General features: G+C 56.4%; 18 protein-coding genes. 12 read left to right on the top strand and 6 right to left on the bottom strand.

The window, feature by feature from the left end:
* Positions 1–40: 40 nt before the first annotated feature.
* Positions 41–940 (top strand): neutral zinc metallopeptidase, encoded by a 900-nt coding sequence (locus A3850_RS01780; protein ID WP_068213525.1) that lies wholly within the window; start codon positions 41–43, stop codon positions 938–940.
* A gap of 15 nt (positions 941–955) precedes the next feature.
* Here A3850_RS01780 and A3850_RS01775 read toward each other — a convergent pair whose 3' ends face one another.
* On the bottom strand, positions 956–1,708 hold the full coding sequence (locus A3850_RS01775) for an acyl-[acyl-carrier-protein] thioesterase (RefSeq protein WP_197493965.1): 753 nt from the start codon (positions 1,706–1,708) through the stop codon (positions 956–958).
* A gap of 44 nt (positions 1,709–1,752) precedes the next feature.
* On the opposite strand from A3850_RS01775, the gene A3850_RS20275 reads away from it, so the two are divergent.
* The 9 genes from A3850_RS20275 (at position 1,753) to A3850_RS01730 (ending at position 13,184) form a co-directional block, all read left to right on the top strand.
* The gene (locus tag A3850_RS20275) at positions 1,753–2,310 is read left to right on the top strand and encodes a hypothetical protein (protein ID WP_197493964.1); all 558 of its coding nucleotides are present in this window, start codon (positions 1,753–1,755) and stop codon (positions 2,308–2,310) included.
* A 210-nt stretch (positions 2,311–2,520) separates the two neighbouring features.
* Positions 2,521–4,155: a DUF6089 family protein gene (locus tag A3850_RS01765; RefSeq protein ID WP_068213518.1), complete on the top strand. Its 1,635-nt coding sequence runs from the start codon at positions 2,521–2,523 to the stop codon at positions 4,153–4,155.
* Positions 4,156–4,541: 386 nt separating this feature from the next.
* The gene (locus tag A3850_RS01760) at positions 4,542–5,573 is read left to right on the top strand and encodes a tetratricopeptide repeat protein (protein ID WP_068213515.1); all 1,032 of its coding nucleotides are present in this window, start codon (positions 4,542–4,544) and stop codon (positions 5,571–5,573) included.
* A 166-nt stretch (positions 5,574–5,739) separates the two neighbouring features.
* Complete coding sequence (locus A3850_RS01755; RefSeq protein WP_068213512.1) at positions 5,740–7,689, top strand: OmpA family protein; 1,950 nt, start codon at positions 5,740–5,742, stop codon at positions 7,687–7,689.
* Positions 7,690–7,725: 36 nt separating this feature from the next.
* A complete protein-coding gene (locus A3850_RS01750; protein WP_082921559.1) occupies positions 7,726–8,412 on the top strand; it encodes a hypothetical protein in 687 nt (228 codons plus the stop codon).
* Positions 8,413–8,457: 45 nt separating this feature from the next.
* Positions 8,458–9,408 (top strand): succinylglutamate desuccinylase/aspartoacylase family protein, encoded by a 951-nt coding sequence (locus tag A3850_RS01745; RefSeq protein WP_068213508.1) that lies wholly within the window; start codon positions 8,458–8,460, stop codon positions 9,406–9,408.
* 15 nt (positions 9,409–9,423) lie between these two features.
* Positions 9,424–10,008: a nicotinate (nicotinamide) nucleotide adenylyltransferase gene (gene nadD / locus A3850_RS01740; protein WP_068213505.1), complete on the top strand. Its 585-nt coding sequence runs from the start codon at positions 9,424–9,426 to the stop codon at positions 10,006–10,008.
* Positions 10,009–10,094: 86 nt separating this feature from the next.
* Complete coding sequence (locus tag A3850_RS01735) at positions 10,095–12,638, top strand: M14 metallopeptidase family protein (RefSeq protein ID WP_068213502.1); 2,544 nt, start codon at positions 10,095–10,097, stop codon at positions 12,636–12,638.
* Between the two features lie 9 nt (positions 12,639–12,647).
* Entirely contained in the window at positions 12,648–13,184 is a 537-nt protein-coding gene (locus A3850_RS01730; RefSeq protein ID WP_068213499.1) for a GNAT family N-acetyltransferase, read from the top strand.
* Between the two features lie 2 nt (positions 13,185–13,186).
* On the opposite strand, the gene A3850_RS01725 is transcribed toward A3850_RS01730, so the two are convergent.
* From A3850_RS01725 to A3850_RS01715, 3 genes are all read right to left on the bottom strand, one after another.
* On the bottom strand, positions 13,187–13,597 hold the full coding sequence (locus A3850_RS01725) for a secondary thiamine-phosphate synthase enzyme YjbQ (RefSeq protein WP_068213496.1): 411 nt from the start codon (positions 13,595–13,597) through the stop codon (positions 13,187–13,189).
* 51 nt (positions 13,598–13,648) lie between these two features.
* Positions 13,649–14,497, bottom strand: coding sequence for a DUF6089 family protein (locus tag A3850_RS01720; RefSeq protein WP_076639913.1), 849 nt, complete (start codon positions 14,495–14,497; stop codon positions 13,649–13,651).
* 141 nt (positions 14,498–14,638) lie between these two features.
* Positions 14,639–17,254: a M1 family metallopeptidase gene (locus tag A3850_RS01715; RefSeq protein WP_068213492.1), complete on the bottom strand. Its 2,616-nt coding sequence runs from the start codon at positions 17,252–17,254 to the stop codon at positions 14,639–14,641.
* 235 nt (positions 17,255–17,489) lie between these two features.
* Here A3850_RS01715 and A3850_RS01710 point away from each other — a divergent pair, with 235 nt between their 5' ends.
* Both A3850_RS01710 and A3850_RS01705 read left to right on the top strand, forming a co-directional pair.
* Positions 17,490–18,170 carry an HAD family phosphatase gene (locus A3850_RS01710; protein WP_068213490.1) on the top strand — a complete coding sequence of 227 codons (681 nt, stop codon included), beginning with the start codon at positions 17,490–17,492 and terminating at the stop codon, positions 18,168–18,170.
* A 129-nt stretch (positions 18,171–18,299) separates the two neighbouring features.
* Positions 18,300–18,968, top strand: coding sequence for a transposase (locus tag A3850_RS01705; RefSeq protein WP_157500815.1), 669 nt, complete (start codon positions 18,300–18,302; stop codon positions 18,966–18,968).
* Between the two features lie 40 nt (positions 18,969–19,008).
* Here the strand turns inward: A3850_RS01705 and A3850_RS01700 are convergent, their stop codons facing one another.
* Both A3850_RS01700 and A3850_RS01695 read right to left on the bottom strand, forming a co-directional pair.
* Positions 19,009–19,746 (bottom strand): LytTR family DNA-binding domain-containing protein, encoded by a 738-nt coding sequence (locus A3850_RS01700; RefSeq protein ID WP_068213487.1) that lies wholly within the window; start codon positions 19,744–19,746, stop codon positions 19,009–19,011.
* An 84-nt stretch (positions 19,747–19,830) separates the two neighbouring features.
* Positions 19,831–20,904 carry an SMP-30/gluconolactonase/LRE family protein gene (locus A3850_RS01695; RefSeq protein WP_082921558.1) on the bottom strand — a complete coding sequence of 358 codons (1,074 nt, stop codon included), beginning with the start codon at positions 20,902–20,904 and terminating at the stop codon, positions 19,831–19,833.
* Positions 20,905–20,981: the final 77 nt, after the last annotated feature.

Raw genomic sequence — 20,981 nt, 5'->3', positions numbered from 1 at the left:
GTCGGCGACCAGTTATATTTACCCCAAGCAAACAATCCTCATGAAACTCGAAGGAAGAGAATCCAGTAGAAATATTGATGACCGCCGTGGCGGCCGCAGCCGTGGTGGCATGAGCCGTGGCACGAAGACCGCCGGTGGCATCGGGCTCGGTTCCATCATCATCGCGATCATCGTCATGCTCCTGGGCGGTGATCCGGGCGAGTTTCTCGGCGTCAGCAATGGCGGTGGAACGGTCACCGCCCCTTCCGCTTCCGGCCCTAGTACGGGTGGCCTGGTGGACGATAGTGATCCAAACGCCCGCATCGTCGGCGTTACCCTCCGCGAAACGGAGAAGATCTGGAGCCAACTATTCCCCCAGGAATACAACCGGCGCTACCAGGAGCCCACGCTCGTGCTCTTTACCGGTCAGGACCGTTCCGCCTGTGGTTTCGCCAGCGCGGCCACTGGTCCTTTCTATTGCCCCGCGGACCAGCAGGTTTACATCGACCTTTCCTTTGCAGATCTCCTCCGCCAACGCTTTAAGGCGCCGGGTGATTTCGCTCTTGCCTACGTCGTTGCGCACGAGGTGGGCCACCACATTCAGAACCAACTCGGCTACAGCCAGCAGGTCAGCCAGGCGCGCCGCCGGTTGGCTAAGAAGGATGCCAACGCGATGTCCGTTCGGCTTGAACTTCAGGCCGACTACTTGGCGGGCGTCTGGGCCCACTACGCCGACCGTACTGATCTGCTCAGCGAAGGGGATATCGAAGAAGCCCTGCGCGCCGCCTCGGCTATTGGGGATGACAAGATTCAGAAACAGAGCCAGGGCTACGTAGTGCCCGATAGCTTCACCCACGGCAGCTCCGAGCAACGCATCAAAGCATTCTACGCCGGTTACGAATCCGGAGACGCCAGCAAGGCCGCGCTGGATTACTTCTTCGGGAACAACTTTGCGTTGTAAACTTAACTATCCCTTCTAGGCGTCCCACTTCGTCAGCATCCGCGCCAGTGTTTCTTCGCCGCGCTTGAGGCAGTGCGCGGTGCCACCGTCTCTGCCCGCTCCGATTTCCGCCGTTAGTTCATCTCCGTACCGCGCTTCGGCCTGGAAGAAGATGGTGATTTCCGTCGCCTTTCTATTACTTAGGAACGTATCTCCGAGTGGCTCCAACATCAATTCGGGGAATACGGGGTTCGTCAGGTGGCCATTAAAATCCAGCATCCCGTAGCTCACCTTTGTCGTTGTAGAATTATCCACCACGGTTGGGTTGTGCAGTTTGATCTTCGGCCGCTCAAGGTGCGCTGCCGCGGGTGCTAAGTCGGATTGTAGGGCAAGAATACGGTCGGGGATCGGCCGCAGTTTGCGGGAGCCGACGTCCATCAATAACCATTCCGAAACGGTGGATATGATGGGTTGATCGTTAGCGTCCAGCACGTGGAAGTCCCGGTAAGTCAACAGGCCCCGGGCAAACCCGGTGGGGGCCGTCAAAATATCGATGGCTTCGTTCATTCGCGGCCACCTTTGGATGGTAATGCGTTGCTGCCGTAGGATCCAGGATAAGCCCTCCGCCTCCATCAACTCAGGTGAGCTGATCTTTAGCCGTACCGTATTACGCATGGCTGCTTCCTGTAGTAGCCGGACTAAGTAAGGAACCGTCAGCAAACCATCTGGCCCGGCGGCGTAGGCGGGTACCTGAGTAGAAAAGAGTTCGTGAAGGGGGGATTGTCGCAACAAACTGTATATTTGTTTTAAGTACTCACTAAAAGCAACGAAAGATGGGCAAAAGCCTGAAATCCTCTACCCCCAGGCGCCCGGTCTTCATCGCTAATTTCCGGTCCTCCACCCTTCGTGAGGAAACGGAAGCACCAAATTTATCGGCCGCCGCTCCGTCCGGTATATCTGCCTCCGACGTAGAGGAATTGGACGAAGTGAAAATACATTCCAACGCAGGTGGCTTACGCCTCGTCAAGGATGGCCTAAGGTACAACTTCCCCGCCGCGGGTCCCGTCGCGGAGGGTGGCACTTCGGATGGCTACTGCTACCGCATTTCTTTCGCCGCCGGCCGGCTAGACCGGACCTACGCACTGATCGTCACTTTCCTGGAAGAACAGGGATATCGGGGTTTACCATTACCGGCGGACGTGGCCGAGCTGAAGCAGTTCCGCTTGCCTCCGAAGCTACGCCACCAATTGAGTTTATTTGGGGAAGATGGGTACGTGCATAACCCGATTAAGATTCTCTTCCCCAATTCCGGTGGACAACGGGGGCAGCTGATTCTTGAGCTTTATAATGAGGCCGAGCCGGGCCATTTGGTGAAATTTCACCGCCGGTAGGGAAGGAAATAGTGCAAATACCGTGAAAAATGGGTGTTTAGGTGAGAATGTTAGGCTGGTTTAGACCTGTCTAGCGTAATTATTCCTAAAATTGCGTCTTAGTATCGTTTGTAAACGAACATCCGTTCGGCTATTTACGATAGTACATACGTTAGTGGGAAACCCCACCTATCCTAAAAATCTATATTTCACTTGCCAAATTCAGCGCACATGTATAAGCACTTACTCCTTGCTTTAGTCATGCTCTCCTGTGTATCCCTTTCCGCACAGTCCAGCAATCCTTACCCTTGGGAAATCGGGTTAAAGGTCGGTACCGCCTCCATGGCCGGTGACCTTATTGATCCAGATATCGTTATCCTCAATCAGCCCAGCTTCGGCGCCAATATTAACGTGCGCCGCCGTATCGGTAAAGTGCTTGCCCTGAAAGCTCACTTGATGTACGCTAGCCTCGAAAGTGACGAAACGGAAGGTGACAACGCCCGCCGTGGTTTCACCTCCAACACCTCCGTCATCGAGCCCGGCCTGATGCTCGAGTTCGAACCCTTCGCTGCAAAGCGTTTTGGTGACGACGGTTTCAAGAAAATCCTCTCTCCTTACGTAGGTGCAGGTGTCGCTTACGGCATTTGGGGTGACGTAGATACAGACTACAACGGCCGTACCAACGCAAGAATCGCGCAGGATATTCAGGACCAGGAAGACGACAACGGTGGCGTTGTCATTCCCCTTGGTGCTGGCCTCAAGTACTACCTCAGCGAGAAGTCTTCCCTCGGCCTCGACGTAACCTACCGCATGACGGGTTCTGACCTGATCGATGGTGTCTCCGCTTCCGCCAACCCTGATGATGACGATGCTTACGTACTTACCGGTCTCACGTTCTCTACCGGCTTCGGTAAGAAAGACACTGACAAAGACGGCATCGCTGATGAAGATGACGCCTGCCCCAACGAGCCCGGCCCCGAATCTACCATGGGTTGCCCCGACACGGACGGTGACGGCGTAGCTGACAAAGATGACCGCTGCCCACAGACCGCCGGCCTCGCTACCCTGAAGGGTTGCCCCGATGGTGACGGCGACGGCATTGCTGACATCGACGACAAGTGCCCAACCGAAGCTGGCCTAGCTGCCCTCGGCGGTTGCCCCGACGCTGATGGCGACGGCATCGCAGACGGCGACGACAAGTGCCCAACCGAAGCAGGACCACGTGCTACCATGGGTTGCCCCGACGGCGACGGTGACGGCATCGCTGATGCTGACGACGACTGCCCCGCAGAAGCTGGCCCCCGCGGCACCAATGGCTGCCCTGACAGTGACGGTGACGGCATCGCCGACAAAGACGACGAGTGCCCCAACGAGGCTGGCCCCGCTTCGCGCAACGGTTGCCCCGTTCCAAAGATCACGGACCGCCCCGAGAACCTCAACGAGCGTATCGCTCGCTACCGTACCCTCCTTGAAGGGCAGGACTTCTCCTACATCCGCCTCAACGAAGCAATCGGCACGATCGACATCGACCGCATTTACTTCCCCACGGACGTATCCCGCCTCGACCGCCCCGACCGCATGATCATCGAAGAGATTGACCGCTTCCTCGCCCTGCCGGGTGCTAGCAACTTCTCCATCCGCTTCGAAGGCCACGCTGACCGCCGCGCATCCGACGAGTACAACCAAGCGCTTTCTGAGCGTCGTGCCAGCTCCGCTAAGGACTACGCTGCTGAAAAAGGCGCTTCTTCCAGCAAGCTGACCATGATTGGTTTCGGTGAAAGCCGCCCAGTGGGTGAGACGCTCCGTGAGAACCGGGTTGTAATCCCCGTAGCTTCCGAGCCAACGCAACGTGTGAACATTAACTAAACCGTTGGTTATCACGCTCAAAGGGCTGTCCGCTAAACGCTAGCGGGCAGCCCTTTTTATTTGTATTGACGCAGCGAGTAAACAATAAAGCCGCGTTAACCGCTATAAAAAGGGGCTCAACAAAAATTAGCATCTCAATGGCTAGGAAATCATTCCGAATCTGTGCATTTTTGTAATCCCGCGATTGTTGGTATTCACCAAGTAGGCGGTTTCCAGGCATCCACTTTTCGACTTACTGTATCCGTCGGTTCCTTCGAGCCGGCCTTTTTTATGGCTGACGCGCATCGTTTCCTTACGGTGGCATTTGCGTCGGTAGCCTCTCCTTGTGCCTGGCCGGCCCCGCCGCTAGTTTTCAGTTCCAAAAACGTAGTAAACCACTAATAGAAATGTCAATCGAATACAAAGTGATTATCGCGGGCCAACTGGAGTTCGGTAAGGAATCCGTTTTCAAACAAGTGCACGATCAGTACGTCCACCGGATGGAACATTTCTATAAGGACGACATCATGCTGAAGGCAGAGGGCCACTTTATCGAAGAGGAGAATTCCTTCGTAGTGCCCCGCACGGTGAAGATTGGCAGCAAACGCCAGTGGTTGAATACGCTCAATCTCCTGCAACGGGTAGTAGAATTCAGCATTGCCGGCAGCCTCAACATGTGGGTACTGAATGCGGGTAAGATGGAAGCTCACCACCTCTTGGAACCAAAGGCGGAGCGCACTACCGTCCAGATCTTTAATAAGGGCCGGGAACTCATTGAGCAGAATGACCAACAGGCCGAAGCCATCAAAATGATGGACAAGGTCCTCAAACGCTTCGCCAACCACGCGCAGGCTTACGAACGCCGCGGTTTCACCAACCTCAGCCTTAATAACATCGATGACGCGCTTTACGATTACAACAAGAGCCTGAAGATCAACCCGCGGATGCCAGAAGCCCACTACGGGCGCGGCATTGTTCACGTGCGCAAACAACAATGGGCGGAAGCAGCGGAAGATTTTGAGGCCGTGACGAAGAACAGCATCCCCTACCAGCCCATCTACTGGCAAGCACAGGTTGGTCTCGGTGATGCTTACACTAAATTGGGCCGGCCCAATGATGCCCTGCGGGTCTTCAACATGTTCTTCAAGCGTAAGCAACGAATCGCCACGCTGGAACGCTACGATCGGCGGGTAAGCTTCGAATTTGCCAAGCTACTCACTGACGCTAACCGCCTCGACGAAGCTTACAAGGCGTTCGCGCACGCACTGGTAGCTCCCGAAGACGCTAAAGCACCGGAGGTTGCCCGAATCCACCACGAATACGGCAAAGCCCTGGAAAAGGGAGGCCATAAGGAAAAGGCAGCCGAACAGTTCAAACTCGCGGGCAAGGATTTTAGCCCCGCGGTGGAACAACCTAAAGCTGTGGCCCTGGCCATCTAAACAGCTTCTGCTACTATCCACCGCCTGAAGATACTGGCCTAGAAAAGCCCCGCCCGGAAACTCCGTGCGGGGCTTTCTCGGCTTGGAGACCTCCCTTTCGTCCAACCGGTAACAACTTCCCAGGCGCTGGCGTTAAAGCAAAAATTCGCGGACATCAAACCCCACCATGCGCCTCCCTCTCTACCTTTTCCTACTCCTCACCCTTAGCAGTTGCGCAACGGCGCAGCGAGGAAGCAACACCTTCAACAAAAAGGAGACCCAACAACTGGCTGCCGCCCGGATGGATCTCGACGCTCAGGAATGGTCCGCTGCGATCGGCAAACTCAACCCGTTGATCGAAAAGCAGCCGGACAATGAGCAACTTTACTACCTCCGTTCTCTGGCCAAGAAGGGACGGCGTCAGTACACAGCCGCCGCCGCGGATATTCGCAAGGGCATCAGCGTCACCCCCGACCCCAAGGGGAGGCCGTACGCTGAATTAGGGTCCGTACTCAGCCTGGCGGGTGATTTCTCCGGCGCCCTCGATGCGTACCGGCAGTATCTCTCCTACCAGGAAACGAAGGGGCGTAGCGAACAGCAACTTGCCAAGGCAAAAACCTTGCTCCGCCGGGCAATTATTGCGGACAGTATTGCCCGCAACCCCGTCGACTTCTCACCCGCACCGGTCGTGGGAGGCGTCAACACTAAGGAAAGTTTTGAGTACCACCCTACCCTGAGTACGGACGGGCAGCAGCTCATCTTTACCCGCCGCGTCAAGAAAAGGCAGGAAGATTTCTACGTGAGCGACCGGCAGCCGGATGGCTCCTGGAGCGAAGCCACTCCCCTTCCCGGCATCAATACGGAGTACGACGAAGGGGCACAGTCCGTTTCCGCCGACGGCAATTATTTCGTCTACGCCAGCTGCAACCAGCCGGGCCCGCGCGAAGGCTGCGACCTGTACGAGAGCACCCGTCGCGAGGGTCAGTTTACGGCAGGCACGGCCATCCAGTCATTTGGCATCAACACGGACTACTACGAATCGCAACCCTCGCTAAGCGCGGACGGCCGTTACCTCGTTTTCACTAGCAAACGACCCGGTGGCACCGGCGGAGCGGATCTCTACATCAGCGCGCGCCTTCCGGACGGCGGTTGGTCCAAACCCGGTCCGCTGACGGCCCTCAACACTGAGGGCAACGAGCAGTATCCTTTCTGGGCGGCGGACGGGCGGTCGCTTTACTTTACCAGTGACGGCCACCCTGGCCTTGGTGGGGACGATCTTTTCGTCACCAAACTGGGTGCTGACAACCGTTTTTCCCCACCTCAGAACCTTGGCTACCCCATCAATACGGCGGCTAATGAGACCAATATGTTCATCCCGCTCGAAGCTACGGAAGCCTATTTCAGTAAGCGTTACTACGATGAAACGACGGAGGCCATTCAGATCGACGTTTGGTCTTTCCCACTTCCACCGCACCTGCGGCCGCGCCCGGCAACTTATGTAGCTGCGGAAGTGATTGAAGCGGAAACCGGCCAGCCACTCGTAGCGGAAGTCAGCATTCAGGCACTGGATGATCAGGCGCTGCCGCAGGTGCGCAGTACGGACGAACGGGGGCGCTTTCTCACCGTACTGCCCGCCGGGGCGGAGTACGCGTTTACCGTCGACCGGGAAGGTTACTTATTTGCTTCCGAACGCTTCACGGTAGCCGAAGGGCGAACTGCCAACGACCCGCTTCTGGTCAAGATTGCCCTGAGTAAAATCAGTGAAGTGGAAACGGTGGAGACCAACGAGACGGATGGCTCGATCGCCTTCAAAAACGTCCTCTTTACCTCCGGTAGCGCGGACCTCCTCCCGGTCTCCTTCGCCGAACTGGACCGCCTCGCAGCCACGTTACAATCCAGCCCTGAACTCCGGGTAGAATTGGCGGGCCACACCGATGACGTGGGGGAAGAGACCGATAACCTGGAGCTATCCCAACGGCGCGCGGCAGCCGTAAAGGAGTACCTCGTGAGGGAAAAAATGATTGAAGCATCCCGCATCTCAACGCTTGGCTACGGCGAAGCGCGACCCGTTGCCGGCAACGACACCCCTGCGGGCCGGGAACAGAACCGTCGGACGACTTTCCGGCTGTTCCGGTAAACGCAACACCGGCCGGCAAAACGCTACCTTTGATTTATGACCCTTGCTACCCAGCCCAGCAAAAAATTACCTGGCCCTCTGTGGGCACTGATCGTGAGTGGAATCTTCCACCCACTGTTCGTGCCGACCTACATGTTCTTGCTGTTGGTGATGATCAAGCCCTTTCTCTTTGGCAGCAACGATTTTGGGAGCGAGCGGACGCTGCTCACGCTGCTGATGATGGTGCTGTACACGGCCGTCATCCCGGTGATTTCCATTATCATCATGCGACTCCTCAACATGGTGAGTAGCATTATGATGGAGGATAAGATGGAGCGGATCGGCCCCCTGCTGATGGTCATGATCATCTACTTCTGGATCTACTACAACCTCAGCCAGGAGCCGCAGACGCCTACGATTTTCTCGGCCTTTTTGCTGGGGGTAGTCATTGGTCTGGCGGTGGCCTTCGTGATCAACGTGATGGATAAGATCAGCCTCCACGCCGTCGGGATGGGCGGCCTGGCCGGAATGGCGATGATCTCCGCCTGGATCTTCCGGGGGGAAGGTATTGACATTGGTAGCCTTTCCATCAGCGTGCCGTTGGTGGCGCTGATCGTGATTTTGTTGGCCGGGCTGGTGGGTACCGCGCGTCTGGCGCTGAAGGCTCACGATAACTTTCAACTCTACACGGGTTACACCGTTGGGTTCCTCAGCCAGTTTATCGCCCTCGCTTTTTACTTTTAGCCTGCGGCGATTAATTTAAGCACTCAAAACACAGATCCCCCCTGCATGCAAGACGCTCTCCCCGGCCGAATAATTGGCCATTATCGCGGTAGCGAACCGGGCCCGCTCGTCGTGGCCATTGGGGGCATCCACGGTAATGAGCCAGCTGGTGTCCGGGCGCTGGAGCGTCTGTTTGAGCTCCTGGCGGAAGAACCGGACATCAATCCCGGTTTCACCTTTCGTGGAGAATTGCTGGCCCTACGGGGGAATTTGGAGGCACTGTCTCAGGGAGTACGCTACATTGATACCGACCTCAACCGTATTTGGCGGCCCGCACCGGACGGGGAACGGTCCTTCGCCACCTCCGAGGATCGGGAACTCCACGAGCTCCTGGCCTGCATCGAGACCGCCGTGGAGGAGGCGCCCCTGAGTGAACTCGTCCTGATCGATCTCCACACTACCACCGCAAGTGGGGGGATCTTCTCCATAACCGGAGACGATCGCCCTAGTCTGGATCTGGCTGCGGGTATGTTCGTCCCCGTCATCAAGGGAATGCTGAGTGGTTTGCAGGGGACGACGCTGCACTACTTCCGGGGGAACAACTTTAAGACCAATTTCCCCATCCGCGCCGTCACCTTCGAGGCGGGAGGGCACCAGGATCCGGAGTCCATTGAACTCTCGCTGGCGGCCGTCCTTAGTTTGATCCGGGCTTTGGGCTGCGTCCGGCCGGAAGACGTACGAACGTACCACGATGAATTACTGCAAGAAGCCGCGGCTAACTTGCCTCTTTTGACGGACCTCGTGTACGTCCATCACATCACGCAATCGGATGGGTTCCAAATGGACCCGGGTTACGTCAACTTTCAACCCGTTGAGAAGGGGGCGGTCATCGCCCGCGACGTAAGGGGCGAGATCCGTAGCCCGGAGGATGGTTATCTGCTCATGCCGCTCTACCAGGAGAAGGGGAACGAAGGGTTCTTTTTACTCCGTGATTGTACACTCCCCGCAAGCGCTTAGAATTCTACCCCTCCTATGGCAACACGTAAGATCGGCCTGTTCTTCGGCTCCTTTAACCCCGTGCACGTCGGGCACATGATCCTGGCCAACTTCATGGCGACGAAGACGGAAATGACGGAGGTCTGGATGGTCGTCAGCCCCCAGAATCCGTTCAAGGAACGGGCCAGCCTGGCGCGTGATCACGACCGCCTCCACCTGGTGGAACTCGCCATCGGCGACACGCCAAATCTGAAGGCCAGCAACGTGGAGTTCACGATGCCGAAGCCCTCCTACACCATCGACACCTTAGCGGTGCTGCGGGATAAGTACCCGGACCGAGAATTTGCCCTCATCATGGGTACGGACAACTTAGCTACGCTGCACAAGTGGAAAAACCACGACATCATTCTGCGGGATTACGACATTCACGTTTACAACCGGCCGGGGTACGAACCAGGGGACTTGGCTACCCACGGGCGGGTGACCATCTACGATGCACCGCTGATGCACCTCTCGGCCACCTACATCCGGAAAACGTTGAAGGAGGGATTGAGTGCGCGTTACCTCGTTCCTGACGCGGTGGCCAGAGAGATTGAGGCGTCGGGGCTATATGCCAAGTAGTTCGGTCGGGGTGACTTATTACCATACACCGTGATGGGACGGTCTACGAGCAGGTCTTACCTTGTGGTGCTCGATAAATATATCCCATGCGTAGTCTGCTATTCCTTGTATCAATTCTGCTTACTTCCTTCGTATCAGCTCAGGACATCTCCTCGCCGAGTGCGTTCCTACCGCATGCTTTGGGCGAAACCTTTACGGCCCATCACCAATTGGTCGACTACTTCGAGCACGTGACGGAGAAGAGTGACCGCGTCTCCCTGCAGGAATACGGACGATCGAACGAGGGGCGGCCCCTGCTTTTGGCGACCATCAGTACGCCGGAGAATCTTGCCCGCATTGATGCGATTCGAGAGAACAATCTGCGGGCGGCGGGTCTACTGGAAGGGAAGGTCGATCCGGAGCTCGAGGACATCGCCATTGTGTGGCTTTCCTACAGCGTACACGGCAACGAAGCGGCGGGCTCCGAAGCCAGTATGCGGGTACTGCACGAATTGGTGGACCCGACTAACCGACGGACTTTCGCCTGGCTGGAGAACGTCATTGTGCTCATCGATCCCAGCCTCAATCCTGATGGCTACAATCGCTACACCAATTGGTACCGGCAGGTCAGTAACCGCCGTCCGGATACGAACCCTAACGCCAAGGAACACCGGGAGCCCTGGCCCGGCGGGCGCGTCAACCACTACCTTTTTGACCTTAACCGGGACTGGGCCTGGCAGACCCAGGTAGAAAGTCGCCAACGGATGGTCCTTTACAAGGAGTGGATGCCCCACATTCACGCCGATATTCACGAGCAGGGGTACACCAGCCCCTATTACTTCGCACCCGCGGCAGCGCCCTTTCACGAATACATCACGGATTGGCAATGTGAATTTCAGACGGAGATCGGGAAGAACCACGCTAGCTACTTCGACCGGGAAGGTTGGCTTTACTTTACGCGGGAACGCTTCGATTTGCTCTACCCGAGCTACGGCGACACCTACCCTACCTTCAACGGATCGATCGGTATGACCTACGAACAGGGCGGACACGGCCGGGCCGGGCGCGCCATCGACCTACCCAATGGAGATACGCTGACGCTGAGCGACCGCATCGAGCACCATACCACTACCTCGCTGAGCACCGTTGAGATCGCCAGCCGCGAAAGTGACCGGATCACCGAAAACTTCCGCCGCTACTTCAAGAATAGCCAGGCCGGGCCACAGGGAGATTATGTGACCTACGTCGTGCCGGGGACCACCGCTCCGGGAAAAATGCGCCGACTGCGGGAGCTGCTGGACCGCAACGGGATCCACTACGGACGGGCCACGGGAAAGCATACGGGCCGGATGTACAGCTACCGGACCGGCGCCACGGCCGACACGAGAGTAGCCGCAGGTGATCTAATCGTTTCCGCTTACCAGCCGCGGTCCGTACTGACGCAGGTACTCTTTGACCCGGACGCGACGGTGGAGGATTCCGTGACTTACGACATTACTGGCTGGTCCGTTCCCCTCGCCTACGGGTTGGACGCCTACGCGAGTAAATCGCGGATCAATGTGAAGACCGAGCCTTTCGGACCGGTCGCAGCCCCTAGCTTACCGAGCGTAGCCGAGATGGCGAGCGCCTACGCCATCGTCATCCCCTGGGAGGACGTTACTTCCGTAGCTATCCTGGGCGAACTAGCCCGGCACGGGGTTCAAGTAAGAACTGCGGGGAACGATTTCAGCTTCGGCCAGGCCAATTACCCCGCTGGCTCCATCATCATCACGAAAGCGGATAACCGTAACACGGCAGAGTACGTGAATAAGGTGCATAGCGCGGCCGAACAACACGGGGTAATGCTCAAGCTGCTTCAGACCGGCTTCAGCACCAAAGGCGGTGACCTCGGAAACGGCCGTTATGGGCTGGTAGGTCAGCCTAAGGTCGCCATCCTGGGCGGTGAGAATGTCGACCCTAACCAATTCGGACAGGTGTGGTGGTACTTTGAACGGGAGTTGGATTACCCCGCCAGCGTCTTCCGCCCGGAGGACGTGGATGACGTCCTCAGTGGTGACTTCGACGTGCTGGTACTACCGGAGGGGCGTTACGACTTCGGCAAAGTAGCGAACGAGCTGCAAACCTGGATCAAGGCCGGCGGCAAGCTAATTGCCATCGGCAGCGCCAATGCCTCCCTCCAAAAGATGGATGGCTTTGACCTGAAAAAGAAGGGTGGTAAGGATGATAAAAAGGAAGACGATGCTGCGGACGAGGCAAAGGCCGCACCGGGCGACCACCGCCTCCTCCCCTACGCCGGCCGTGAACGCCGCTTCATTAGCACCTACAACCCCGGTGCCGTGGTGGAGGTAGAACTGGACAACACCCACCCCCTAAGTTTTGGGATCGGTAGCCAGTACTTCAGCCTGAAGACCGGCAGCGATACTTACGACTATCTCGACAAGGGCGTAAACGCCGGCCGCGTGCGGACGAACCCCACCATTTCCGGATTCATCGGTGCGGAGGCGAAGGCCGCCATCCAGGAGACACTGATCTTTGGCGTGCAGGACATGGGTGCAGGGCAAGTTATTTACCTGGTGGACAATCCGCTTTACCGGGGTTTTTGGGAAGAGGGGAAGTTGTTGTTTGGGAATGCCCTTTTCCAGGTGCGGTAATCAAAAACTATGGACCTCCAACCAACCCTGACTGGCAAAACCATTCGCCTGAGACCGCTATGCGCCGAAGACCGGGCGGCATTCTACGCCGTCACCCATGATCCGTTGATCTGGGACCAGCACCCGGCCAAAAGGTACCTACCAGAGGTATTCGCGGAGTTTTTCGAGCAGTCCCTTAAATCCGGTGGCTGTCTGCTCGTAGAGGATCTTAATACGGAAGAAGTGATTGGCTCGAGCCGCTTCCAACCGCTCCCCACCCACACGGATATTGTGGAGATTGGCTGGACCGTCCTCGCCCGTGCGTACTGGGGTGGCCGTACCAACCGGGAAATGAAGAGTTTGATGGTGGCCCACCTTACCGCGCAGGGGAAAAAGGCCTGCCTAAATATTGCTGCCGGCAACTACCGGTCAGCCCGGGCGGCCGAGAAGATTGGTGGCCGACTAGTGGGGCCGGACTACTACCCAACGCTGATCGACCCGCGGGAGGGTTACCGTACTTACATTTTACCCGACGTGATTACCAAGGAGCCGCCCTTAGAAGGCTAGACCTATCCGTAAACCGTAGCGACCAGGCGCCGCCCGCTAGCCCGGTTCCGGAACTCACAGAGGTAGAGTCCCTGCCAGGTTCCCAGGTTAAGGCGGCCTTTTGTGATGGGAATGGTCACACTATGCCCAATCATCGCCGCTTTGATGTGTGCTGGCATATCGTCCGGCCCTTCCATGGTGTGGACGAGGAAGGGCAAGTTCTCGGGAACGAGGTGGTTGAAGACCGATTCAAAATCGACGAGCACATCCGGGTCAGCGGCCTCGTTGATGGTGATGGCCGCGGAAGTGTGTTGGATGAAGAGGTGCAAGAAACCAGCCTCGGGCAAGTCACTTAGGTGCTCCAGAACTTCCCGCGTAATAATATGGTAACCTCGCCGCCGGGCAGCAAGGGTGAACGTATACTGCTGAACCATGGGCCAAAGATAGGAGGGCCAGCGAAGATTACTCCGTCAGCGGGCAGAGACCTAGCGGCGCTTCCCACCCAGTCCCGGACAGCGGACGTCGCCGAAGTAGTAATTGACACCGAAGCCAGCGAAGATGTAGACATCCTTCACCGTATCGTCTCCCCGCTGTTCGCCAGCGCGGTCGATGCGTTCTCCCTCCTGGTTGACCATCAGGCTGCGGTCGTAGAGCTCGAAGGCGTCGCGGCCCCGGTTGCGTAAGAGGTCGGACCGGTCTGGGTAGCTGGTACTGACGTCGTCAAGGTAATCCGTACCGCCGGCGCGGATACCGGCGCTAATGTCCATACTAATCTCGTAGGTGATGTCCCACTTGAAACCGACGCCGCCGGCCACGGCCATATTGATGATGGCGTACTCATCACCCCGCATTTGCCCTTCGGTCCCGAGTTCCCGCAAACTGACCGTGCGGCCGTCATCGGCGATGGTCTTGGGGCTGTGGGTGAAGGCGGAGATACCGGCGAAAGCGTAAGGGGTGAACCAGTACTCCCGGTGCCCGTGGATGTAGTTGAGGAAGTTGAATTCTAACTGAAGGGTGCCATCCAGTACGTCATTCTGAAAGCTGAGGTTGCGGTTCAGCTCAAAGGGATTATCGCTGTCGCTGTCGTACGCCTCGATGCGCCCGTAGTTCACGCTGGCTTTGACGGCCAGCCGGTGGTTAAAGTTGTACCGCGCGCCAATGCCTCCCGCCAAACCGGGCCGGTTCAGCTTAAAGTCGGTATTCAGGTCACCGAAGTAAACGGCCGTCCCTACCCACGGGCCCACTTCCACACCGCGCATCTGCAACTGTGCCTGCACCTGCGGCAGCGCCGTAAAATAAAGAAGGACGAAGAGGGGAAGGAAGAGTTTGTTCATTCAGTTTTGGGGCGGGGATGTGGAGAGTAAAACGCGTTTCTTAGTCTGGTAGTATTTAGTAGCGAGTTGCGAGTTGCGAGTTACAAGTAGCAAGTATCGAGTGTAGACACTTGCAACTTGATACTCGCACCTCATTACTCTCTACTGTCCAAAACGGCCATAGATCTGCTTCAGCTGCGGCTCCGTTTCGGCGGCCTTGATCTCGTCGATCATGGTTTTGAGCTCGTCGGCGATGGTTGTTTTGCCGGCTTCTTTTGCGGCATCACGCATATCGTTGAGGGCGGCCGTCGCGGCGAGGCGGCGCCAGGGGCTGCTCGTCTGCAGGAGGGCCATGGCCTTCATGCCCGCCACGCCTTCGTTGCGCTTAGCGTCGTCGGCCTTGCTGAGGAGGGACTGGTAGGCGCTCATCAGGTTGATGATCTCGAAACCTTCACCCTTCTTCATCTTCTCTTCGAAGTAAGGCAGCTTGTTGAGGTCACCGGCCTTACCGTATAGTTCCGCGATGGCGGCGGCGATGGTGGAGTTATCCAGCGCCTCCATTTTCTCGGCGGTCCGGACGGCACTCTTCGGATCGATGTTGGCCAAGGCACCGAGGCCGGCGGCTACAACCGGGTAAGGCTGGGCCTGAATGGCCTGCTCGGCGATCATCTTGATGGTTGCCTTATCGGCATCCTCCATTTCGCTGAGCATGGAGATGGCCGCCGCGCGGGTGCTGCTCCGGCTGTCGCTTTTGGCGATCTCCGTGATAAGGCGCAGTTGCTCCGCGTTTGGCGTCGTGATGGCGTCCATGGCGAGGGCGCGAACGGCGTAGAAAGGATCCTTCAGCGCCATCGTCAGCGTAGCTGTTTTGGCGGCATCATCGTCCTTCAGGCCAAGGCGTTGGACGACCAGGTGGCGGTCGATGTAACTTTGGGCCCCCTTGAACTGAGCGGCGAGCTCGTCGGTGGACTTAATGTAATTGTAGTTAGCCAGAATCGTATGCTGGGGGTCGAAGATCACTACGTCCGGCTTCACGCTAGAGGGGAAAGTAAAAGTCTGCTTGCGCTGGTCCACAACAATGTCGTATATGGCGGGGACGGTACTTCCGTTCGTCAAAACAGCCACCTGCGTGGGGAGGCGGAAGACGCCGGGCACGTTGCCTTCCGTGTCCTGCTCCTGCTCGACGGTCAGTTTTACCATCCCATCGGCGTAGTCGGTTTCCAGCTTGAGGGCGGGGTGGCCGGCGGAGAGGAACCACTGGTCGAAGAACCAGTTGAGGTCTTCGCCCATCGTGTCCTCAAAGGCCATCCGGAGCTCGTCCACCTCGACGGCGGAGTACTGATTGTCGGTCAGGTATTTTTCGATGGAGGCGAAGAAGGCTTCGTCACCCACGTAATTACGCAGCATGTGGAGGACGGCGCCGCCCTTGTTGTAGCTGTGGGCGTCGAACATATCTTCCTGCGACTCGTAGCCGTAGAAGATGAGTTCGTGGGCGTCGCCGCGGCGGACGCTGCCGAAGTAACCGCCGCGCTCGTCGAGCATGTGTGCTTCGGCGGCGTCTTTGCCGTGTTTTTCTTCCATCCAGAGGTACTCGCTGTAGTTGGCGAAACCTTCGTTGAGGGTCAGGTTGGCCCAGCTTTCGCAGGTCACGTAGTCACCGAACCAGTGGTGGAACATCTCGTGGGCGACGATCTTTTCGTTGCGGTCCACGTCGATGAGGTCGCGCTTGGTCCCGTGCATGAATTCGCCAAAGATGACGGCGGAGGTGTTTTCCATGGCGCCGGATACGTAGTCGCGCACGGCTACCTGGCTGTATTTGGGCCAGGGGTAGCTTACGCCGGTCAGGTCGCTGAAGAAGGTCAGCATTTCGCGGGTGTAGGGGTAGATGTCCTTGGCGTGGTCCTTCCAGCCGTCTTCCATGTAGTAGTTGACGGGCTTGCCGTTCCAGGGCTGGTCTTCTACGATGTCGAATTCACCAACGACGAGCATGAAGAGGTAGGGCGCGTGGGGTAGGTCCATCTTCCAGTAGTCCGTCCGTGTGCCGTCCGCATTGTTCGTGCTGCTGATGAGGCTACCGTTGGAAAGGGTCTTGTACTTCGGGTCCACGGTGATGTACATCTCCTGGGTCGTCCGCTCGTTTGGCTTATCGATGGTGGGGAACCAGCGGCTGTTGTGCTCGGTCTCGCCCTGGGTCCAGATCTGGCGGGGTTTGCCTTCCTCTTCACCGCGGGGGTTGATGAAGAAGAGTCCTTTATCCGAGGTAATGGCGGCGGAGCCACCACTTTCGGCGGGGGTGGCCTTGTAGGTGAAGACGAGGTCGTATTTCTCCCCCTTCTTGTACTCGCGGTCCAGGGTAACGACCACTTGCTGCTTATCCTCCGTGTACCGGAAGTCGTAGTCTTTGTCCGCACCATTTTTGATGTGGAGAATATCGAAGTTCTTGGCGTCGATGGTCACCTCCTTGCTCGGCTTGAAGATGGGTGTCAGGGTGAGTACGGCGCGGCCGATCACCATTTCCTGTTCCCAGTCGAAACGCACGTCCAGGCGGGTGTGCAGCAGATCGTGTACGCGGGTGGCGGCGGGGTTGTAGCGGGGCCGCTCGTTGGCAATTTCCGGCTCGGTGGCTTCGGTGTCGATGACGCCATTGGCCTCCGGCGTGACGGTCATTTCGGGGAGGTCACGGACTTCCGTTTCGGGCATGGTCACCACTTTCTGGCTATTACAGCCAAAAGCTAAACACACGGCGAACAGGCCGGCAAGGGGGAAAAACTTCTGCATCGGGTGGTTGGGGTTAGTCGTATTTAAGGACGCAAAGGTAAGGGCTTTTATTGCAGTGAGAGAGTTGCGAGTTGCGAGTGTCAAGTAGCGAGTGGGAGAGTATCAAGTTGCGAGTGTCGAGTACCCTCACTTGCAACTTTCAACTCGATACTTTCAACTCGCAACTTGCAACTCGATACTTGCACCTCGTAACTCAAAAAACCGACTTCCCTACATTTGCCAAAACTACCAACCCATGAACCTCACCTTCCAGGCCCTCCTCTTCGACATCGACGGAACGCTCGTCAACAACATGATGGTCCACCACCGCGCGTGGCAACGTAAGCTGAAGGAACTGGGCTTGGATTACAGCCTGGAACGGGTGAAAGAGGAGATCCACGGCGTTAACCTGGAAATCCTCGAACGCCTTTTCGGCGACCGTTTCACCCACGAGGAGCGCGTCCAGATCGCCTGGGATAAGGAAGCTGCCTACCGGGAGATCTTCGCCGAGGAAATTCAGGAGAACATCGTCCCCGGCACCCTGGAGTTCATCGAGCGGGCCGCAGAGTTGGGTATCCCCATGGCCGTCGGTACGGCCGGCCCCAAGGAAAACGCGGAATTTGTGATCGATGCTTTGGGTATTCGAAAGTATATGGGCCACATTGTCCACTCCGGCATGGTCAGTAAGGGCAAGCCCAACCCAGAGGTCTTCCAGCAAGCCGCCGATGGCATCAACGTCCGCTTACAAGATTGCATCATTTTTGAGGATAGCGTGACGGGCGCAAAGGCCGCCAACAACGCCGGCTGCCCGGTGGTGGTGCTGACGACTACGCATACGGAACCGGAGTTTACGGAAGTTGAGGTAGCGAATTTTCGGGAGGATTTTTTGGGGTTGGAGCTTGGGGTGGTGAAGCATGGGTTTTTGTTGGGTTGGTAGGGCGGTTCCTTCACTTGGAGACCCGACCTCCGGTCGGGTTATGCCTTAAAATTCATCAACATACATTAAACAACCCCAACGAAACTTAGAGGGCAATCCTATTCTAAACTAACGAAATTCTCAAAAAGAGTGCCTCCACGCGAATTCAAAAAACTACCTCATCGCCCTTTTCGTGACATCCCGATGCACATCATCTACCGGTTAAAGGGTGCACTAACCGCGTCTCAAGTTCAGGATTTAAGACTTCAGCGACAAAACATAAAAATAGATATTATCTTAAACCTGAACAGTGTGCCTAATGAAGTCTACGAAATTCGAAAAACTGAATTACTTTTAGATGGAGAAGCTAAATTTGAGGAACTTTACGACAGCGAACTAGAGAAAAACCCAAATTCACCTTACCATCTACAGGATGAAAAATTAGCGGACATCGTAATTAAGTCTTGGCTATTTCTGGCGGAGAATAAGGGAATTCTCGTATATGCAGTATGTGTGATGGGGAACCACGTACATGTACTGGCACAAAGTAAAACCGGTTACGATATCCCTGCTGGCCCGCTCATGAAAGCGACCAAGACATTTACTGCCTTAACTTGCAATCGCATTCTAAATTTAACGGGCCAGCCCTTTTGGGATGATGAATACTACGATAGGGACGTTCGTAAAGGAAAGTTCACTTTGGTGATGTGGTATATTTTAAATAATCCCGTAAAGGCTAATCTTGTTGATTACTGGGAGGACTGGCATGGGACCTATCTGAATCCGACATATGATTTGTTGTTTCGTCGGGTAAAGTAGAGGAGGATAGACAACCCGACCGGAGGTCGGGTCTCCGCACCTACCGCAACATCTCCACCACCAACGCCCGCTTCCTACTAGCCACCGGCACCTCATCCCCATTCGTCAACCTTAGGTACCCGCTATCAATTTTTTTGAACTCCACGATATGCCGAAAATTCACCAAATGCGACTGGTGGATGCGCACGAAATGGTGGTCCGCCAGCAAACGCTCGAAGTGCTTGAGGGTCTTGGTGACAAACACGGACTTCTCCCCCTGAATAAAAAACCGGGTATTGTTGCCGTCAGATTCACAACGGATGATGTCCTCAATCCGCGCCAACATTATATTTTCGGAAGTATGCAAACTGATGCGTTCTGGTAGCTTATTCGGCTCGCGGATGGTTTCCTTTAGCAAATCCAGGCTGGCCGTATCGACCTCGCCGGCCCGCTCCCGGGCGCGGTTAACGGCATCCTTCAGTTGCTCGCCATCCACGGGCTTCAAGAGGTAATCTACGGCAGCGAAGCGGAAGGCTTTGATGGCGTATTCGTCCGAAGCCGTGATGAAGATCAACTGGGCTTTCAGGTTGGGGACGATCTCCAGAATATCAAAACTCGTCCCATCACCGAGATTAATATCCAATAAAAGTAGATCCGGCTTCGCGGTCCGCAACAATTTGGCGGCGCTGACGACGCTATCAGCCGTCCCGATCACCTCAACGTCGGGGCAATGGGTTTTTAAATCAGCCTGCAGCGCCTTGAGGGCTTGCGGCATATCTTCAACTAGGATGGCTTTCATATCAGTATCAAATTAATTTTGGGGTAACCTATTTACCCATTGGTAACGAAAACATGAATAAACAGCCTTCGGGCAATCGGCTTTTTATTTCGTCAACGGCAACAACTCAATCCGCAGCAACAAGCTATCCGCATTGATGTACAGGTACTCCTCTTCGCCGTCAAAAGTAACGTTCCCCGTCTTTTGCCCGGTCTTGATGATGCCCAGCAGGGTTTCATCCGGGTGAAAAACCAGTACACCGCCCGGCCCAGTGGCGAAGAGGTGGCCACTGGAGTGCATCCGCATGCCGTCGGGGCCACCAACTCCTTCATCCGCCCAAGTTTGTTGTTCCCAGATGACTTTGCCGGCACCCAGGGAACCGTCAGGCTTGACCGGATATTTCGTCCAATTCCAATTAGCGCGGTCGGAGTTACCAACGATCAGGTGCTGGTGGTCCGGCGTAAACGCCAGGCCGTTGGGTCGGTCGAGTTCTTTGGTCAGCAACTGCAGCGGGCCACCGTCGGCGGGGAGGCGGTAGACGCCCTGAAAATCCAATTCTTTCGAACTGCTCTCCCCCACCCCGGGCAAGCCGTAGGGTGGGTCCGTAAAGTACAGGTCGCCATTTTGGTGATAAATCGCGTCGTTCGGACTATTCAAACGCTTGCCTTCGTACTCAGCGACGACGGTAGTGAACTTCGCTTCGGGCGCATCCAGCGGCGCCTCCATCCTCGCGATGCGGCGGTCACCGTGCTGGCAGAGAAGCAGCTTTCCCGCGGGGTCAATCACCAGCCGGTTGGAGCCTGGTTCTTTGGAGGAAGAATATGCCCCCGTAAACCCCGAAGGCTCCAGGTAATCCGTCACCCCTTCGGCTTCCGACCATTTATGCACCTTATTTTTTGGGATATCGGAGAACAATAAAAAATCATATTCATCCACCCACACCAACCCTTCGGACCAGTCGTATCCGCTACCCAGTAATTCCATCCGTTGCCCGGGTGCAATCAGGGCATCCAGCCGGTCGTCCATTTTTTTGACGTTTCCGTAGGCGGGGTAATTTTTCACCGATTCACTTTCCGCTGTTACGGGCGCTGCCGCAGGTGCCGGGGAAGAAGGCGAGCAACCAGCAAAAGCCACCAGCAAACCAAGTGTAAATAAAAGTTCAACTGAATTATTCCACATATCAGGAGCGTTGGAAATTGAATAAAGGGTAATCCAAATGGCAGGGATCTGATACCCTGTAAAACCAAAAACCAAGC

This window comes from Lewinella sp. 4G2 (genome assembly GCF_001625015.1).
GTDB lineage: Bacteria > Bacteroidota > Bacteroidia > Chitinophagales > Saprospiraceae > Neolewinella.
Note: the sequence above shows the minus strand (reverse complement) of the source record. Positions and strands in the feature narration are given on the sequence as shown.

Excerpts from the sequence above, each read along its gene's own strand:
- A3850_RS20275 (WP_197493964.1), top strand. The coding sequence starts at position 1,753 with ATGGGCAAAAGCCTGAAATCCTCTACCCCCAGGCGCCCGGTCTTCATC.
- A3850_RS01760 (WP_068213515.1), top strand. The coding sequence starts at position 4,542 with ATGTCAATCGAATACAAAGTGATTATCGCGGGCCAACTGGAGTTCGGT.
- A3850_RS01710 (WP_068213490.1), top strand. The coding sequence starts at position 17,490 with ATGAACCTCACCTTCCAGGCCCTCCTCTTCGACATCGACGGAACGCTC.
- A3850_RS01735 (WP_068213502.1), top strand. The coding sequence starts at position 10,095 with ATGCGTAGTCTGCTATTCCTTGTATCAATTCTGCTTACTTCCTTCGTA.
- A3850_RS01745 (WP_068213508.1), top strand. The coding sequence starts at position 8,458 with ATGCAAGACGCTCTCCCCGGCCGAATAATTGGCCATTATCGCGGTAGC.
- A3850_RS01695 (WP_082921558.1), bottom strand. The coding sequence starts at position 20,904 with ATGTGGAATAATTCAGTTGAACTTTTATTTACACTTGGTTTGCTGGTG.
- A3850_RS01780 (WP_068213525.1), top strand. The coding sequence starts at position 41 with ATGAAACTCGAAGGAAGAGAATCCAGTAGAAATATTGATGACCGCCGT.
- A3850_RS01765 (WP_068213518.1), top strand. The coding sequence starts at position 2,521 with ATGTATAAGCACTTACTCCTTGCTTTAGTCATGCTCTCCTGTGTATCC.
- A3850_RS01750 (WP_082921559.1), top strand. The coding sequence starts at position 7,726 with ATGACCCTTGCTACCCAGCCCAGCAAAAAATTACCTGGCCCTCTGTGG.
- nadD (WP_068213505.1), top strand. The coding sequence starts at position 9,424 with ATGGCAACACGTAAGATCGGCCTGTTCTTCGGCTCCTTTAACCCCGTG.
- A3850_RS01700 (WP_068213487.1), bottom strand. The coding sequence starts at position 19,746 with ATGAAAGCCATCCTAGTTGAAGATATGCCGCAAGCCCTCAAGGCGCTG.
- A3850_RS01715 (WP_068213492.1), bottom strand. The coding sequence starts at position 17,254 with ATGCAGAAGTTTTTCCCCCTTGCCGGCCTGTTCGCCGTGTGTTTAGCT.
- A3850_RS01730 (WP_068213499.1), top strand. The coding sequence starts at position 12,648 with ATGGACCTCCAACCAACCCTGACTGGCAAAACCATTCGCCTGAGACCG.
- A3850_RS01725 (WP_068213496.1), bottom strand. The coding sequence starts at position 13,597 with ATGGTTCAGCAGTATACGTTCACCCTTGCTGCCCGGCGGCGAGGTTAC.
- A3850_RS01755 (WP_068213512.1), top strand. The coding sequence starts at position 5,740 with ATGCGCCTCCCTCTCTACCTTTTCCTACTCCTCACCCTTAGCAGTTGC.
- A3850_RS01720 (WP_076639913.1), bottom strand. The coding sequence starts at position 14,497 with ATGAACAAACTCTTCCTTCCCCTCTTCGTCCTTCTTTATTTTACGGCG.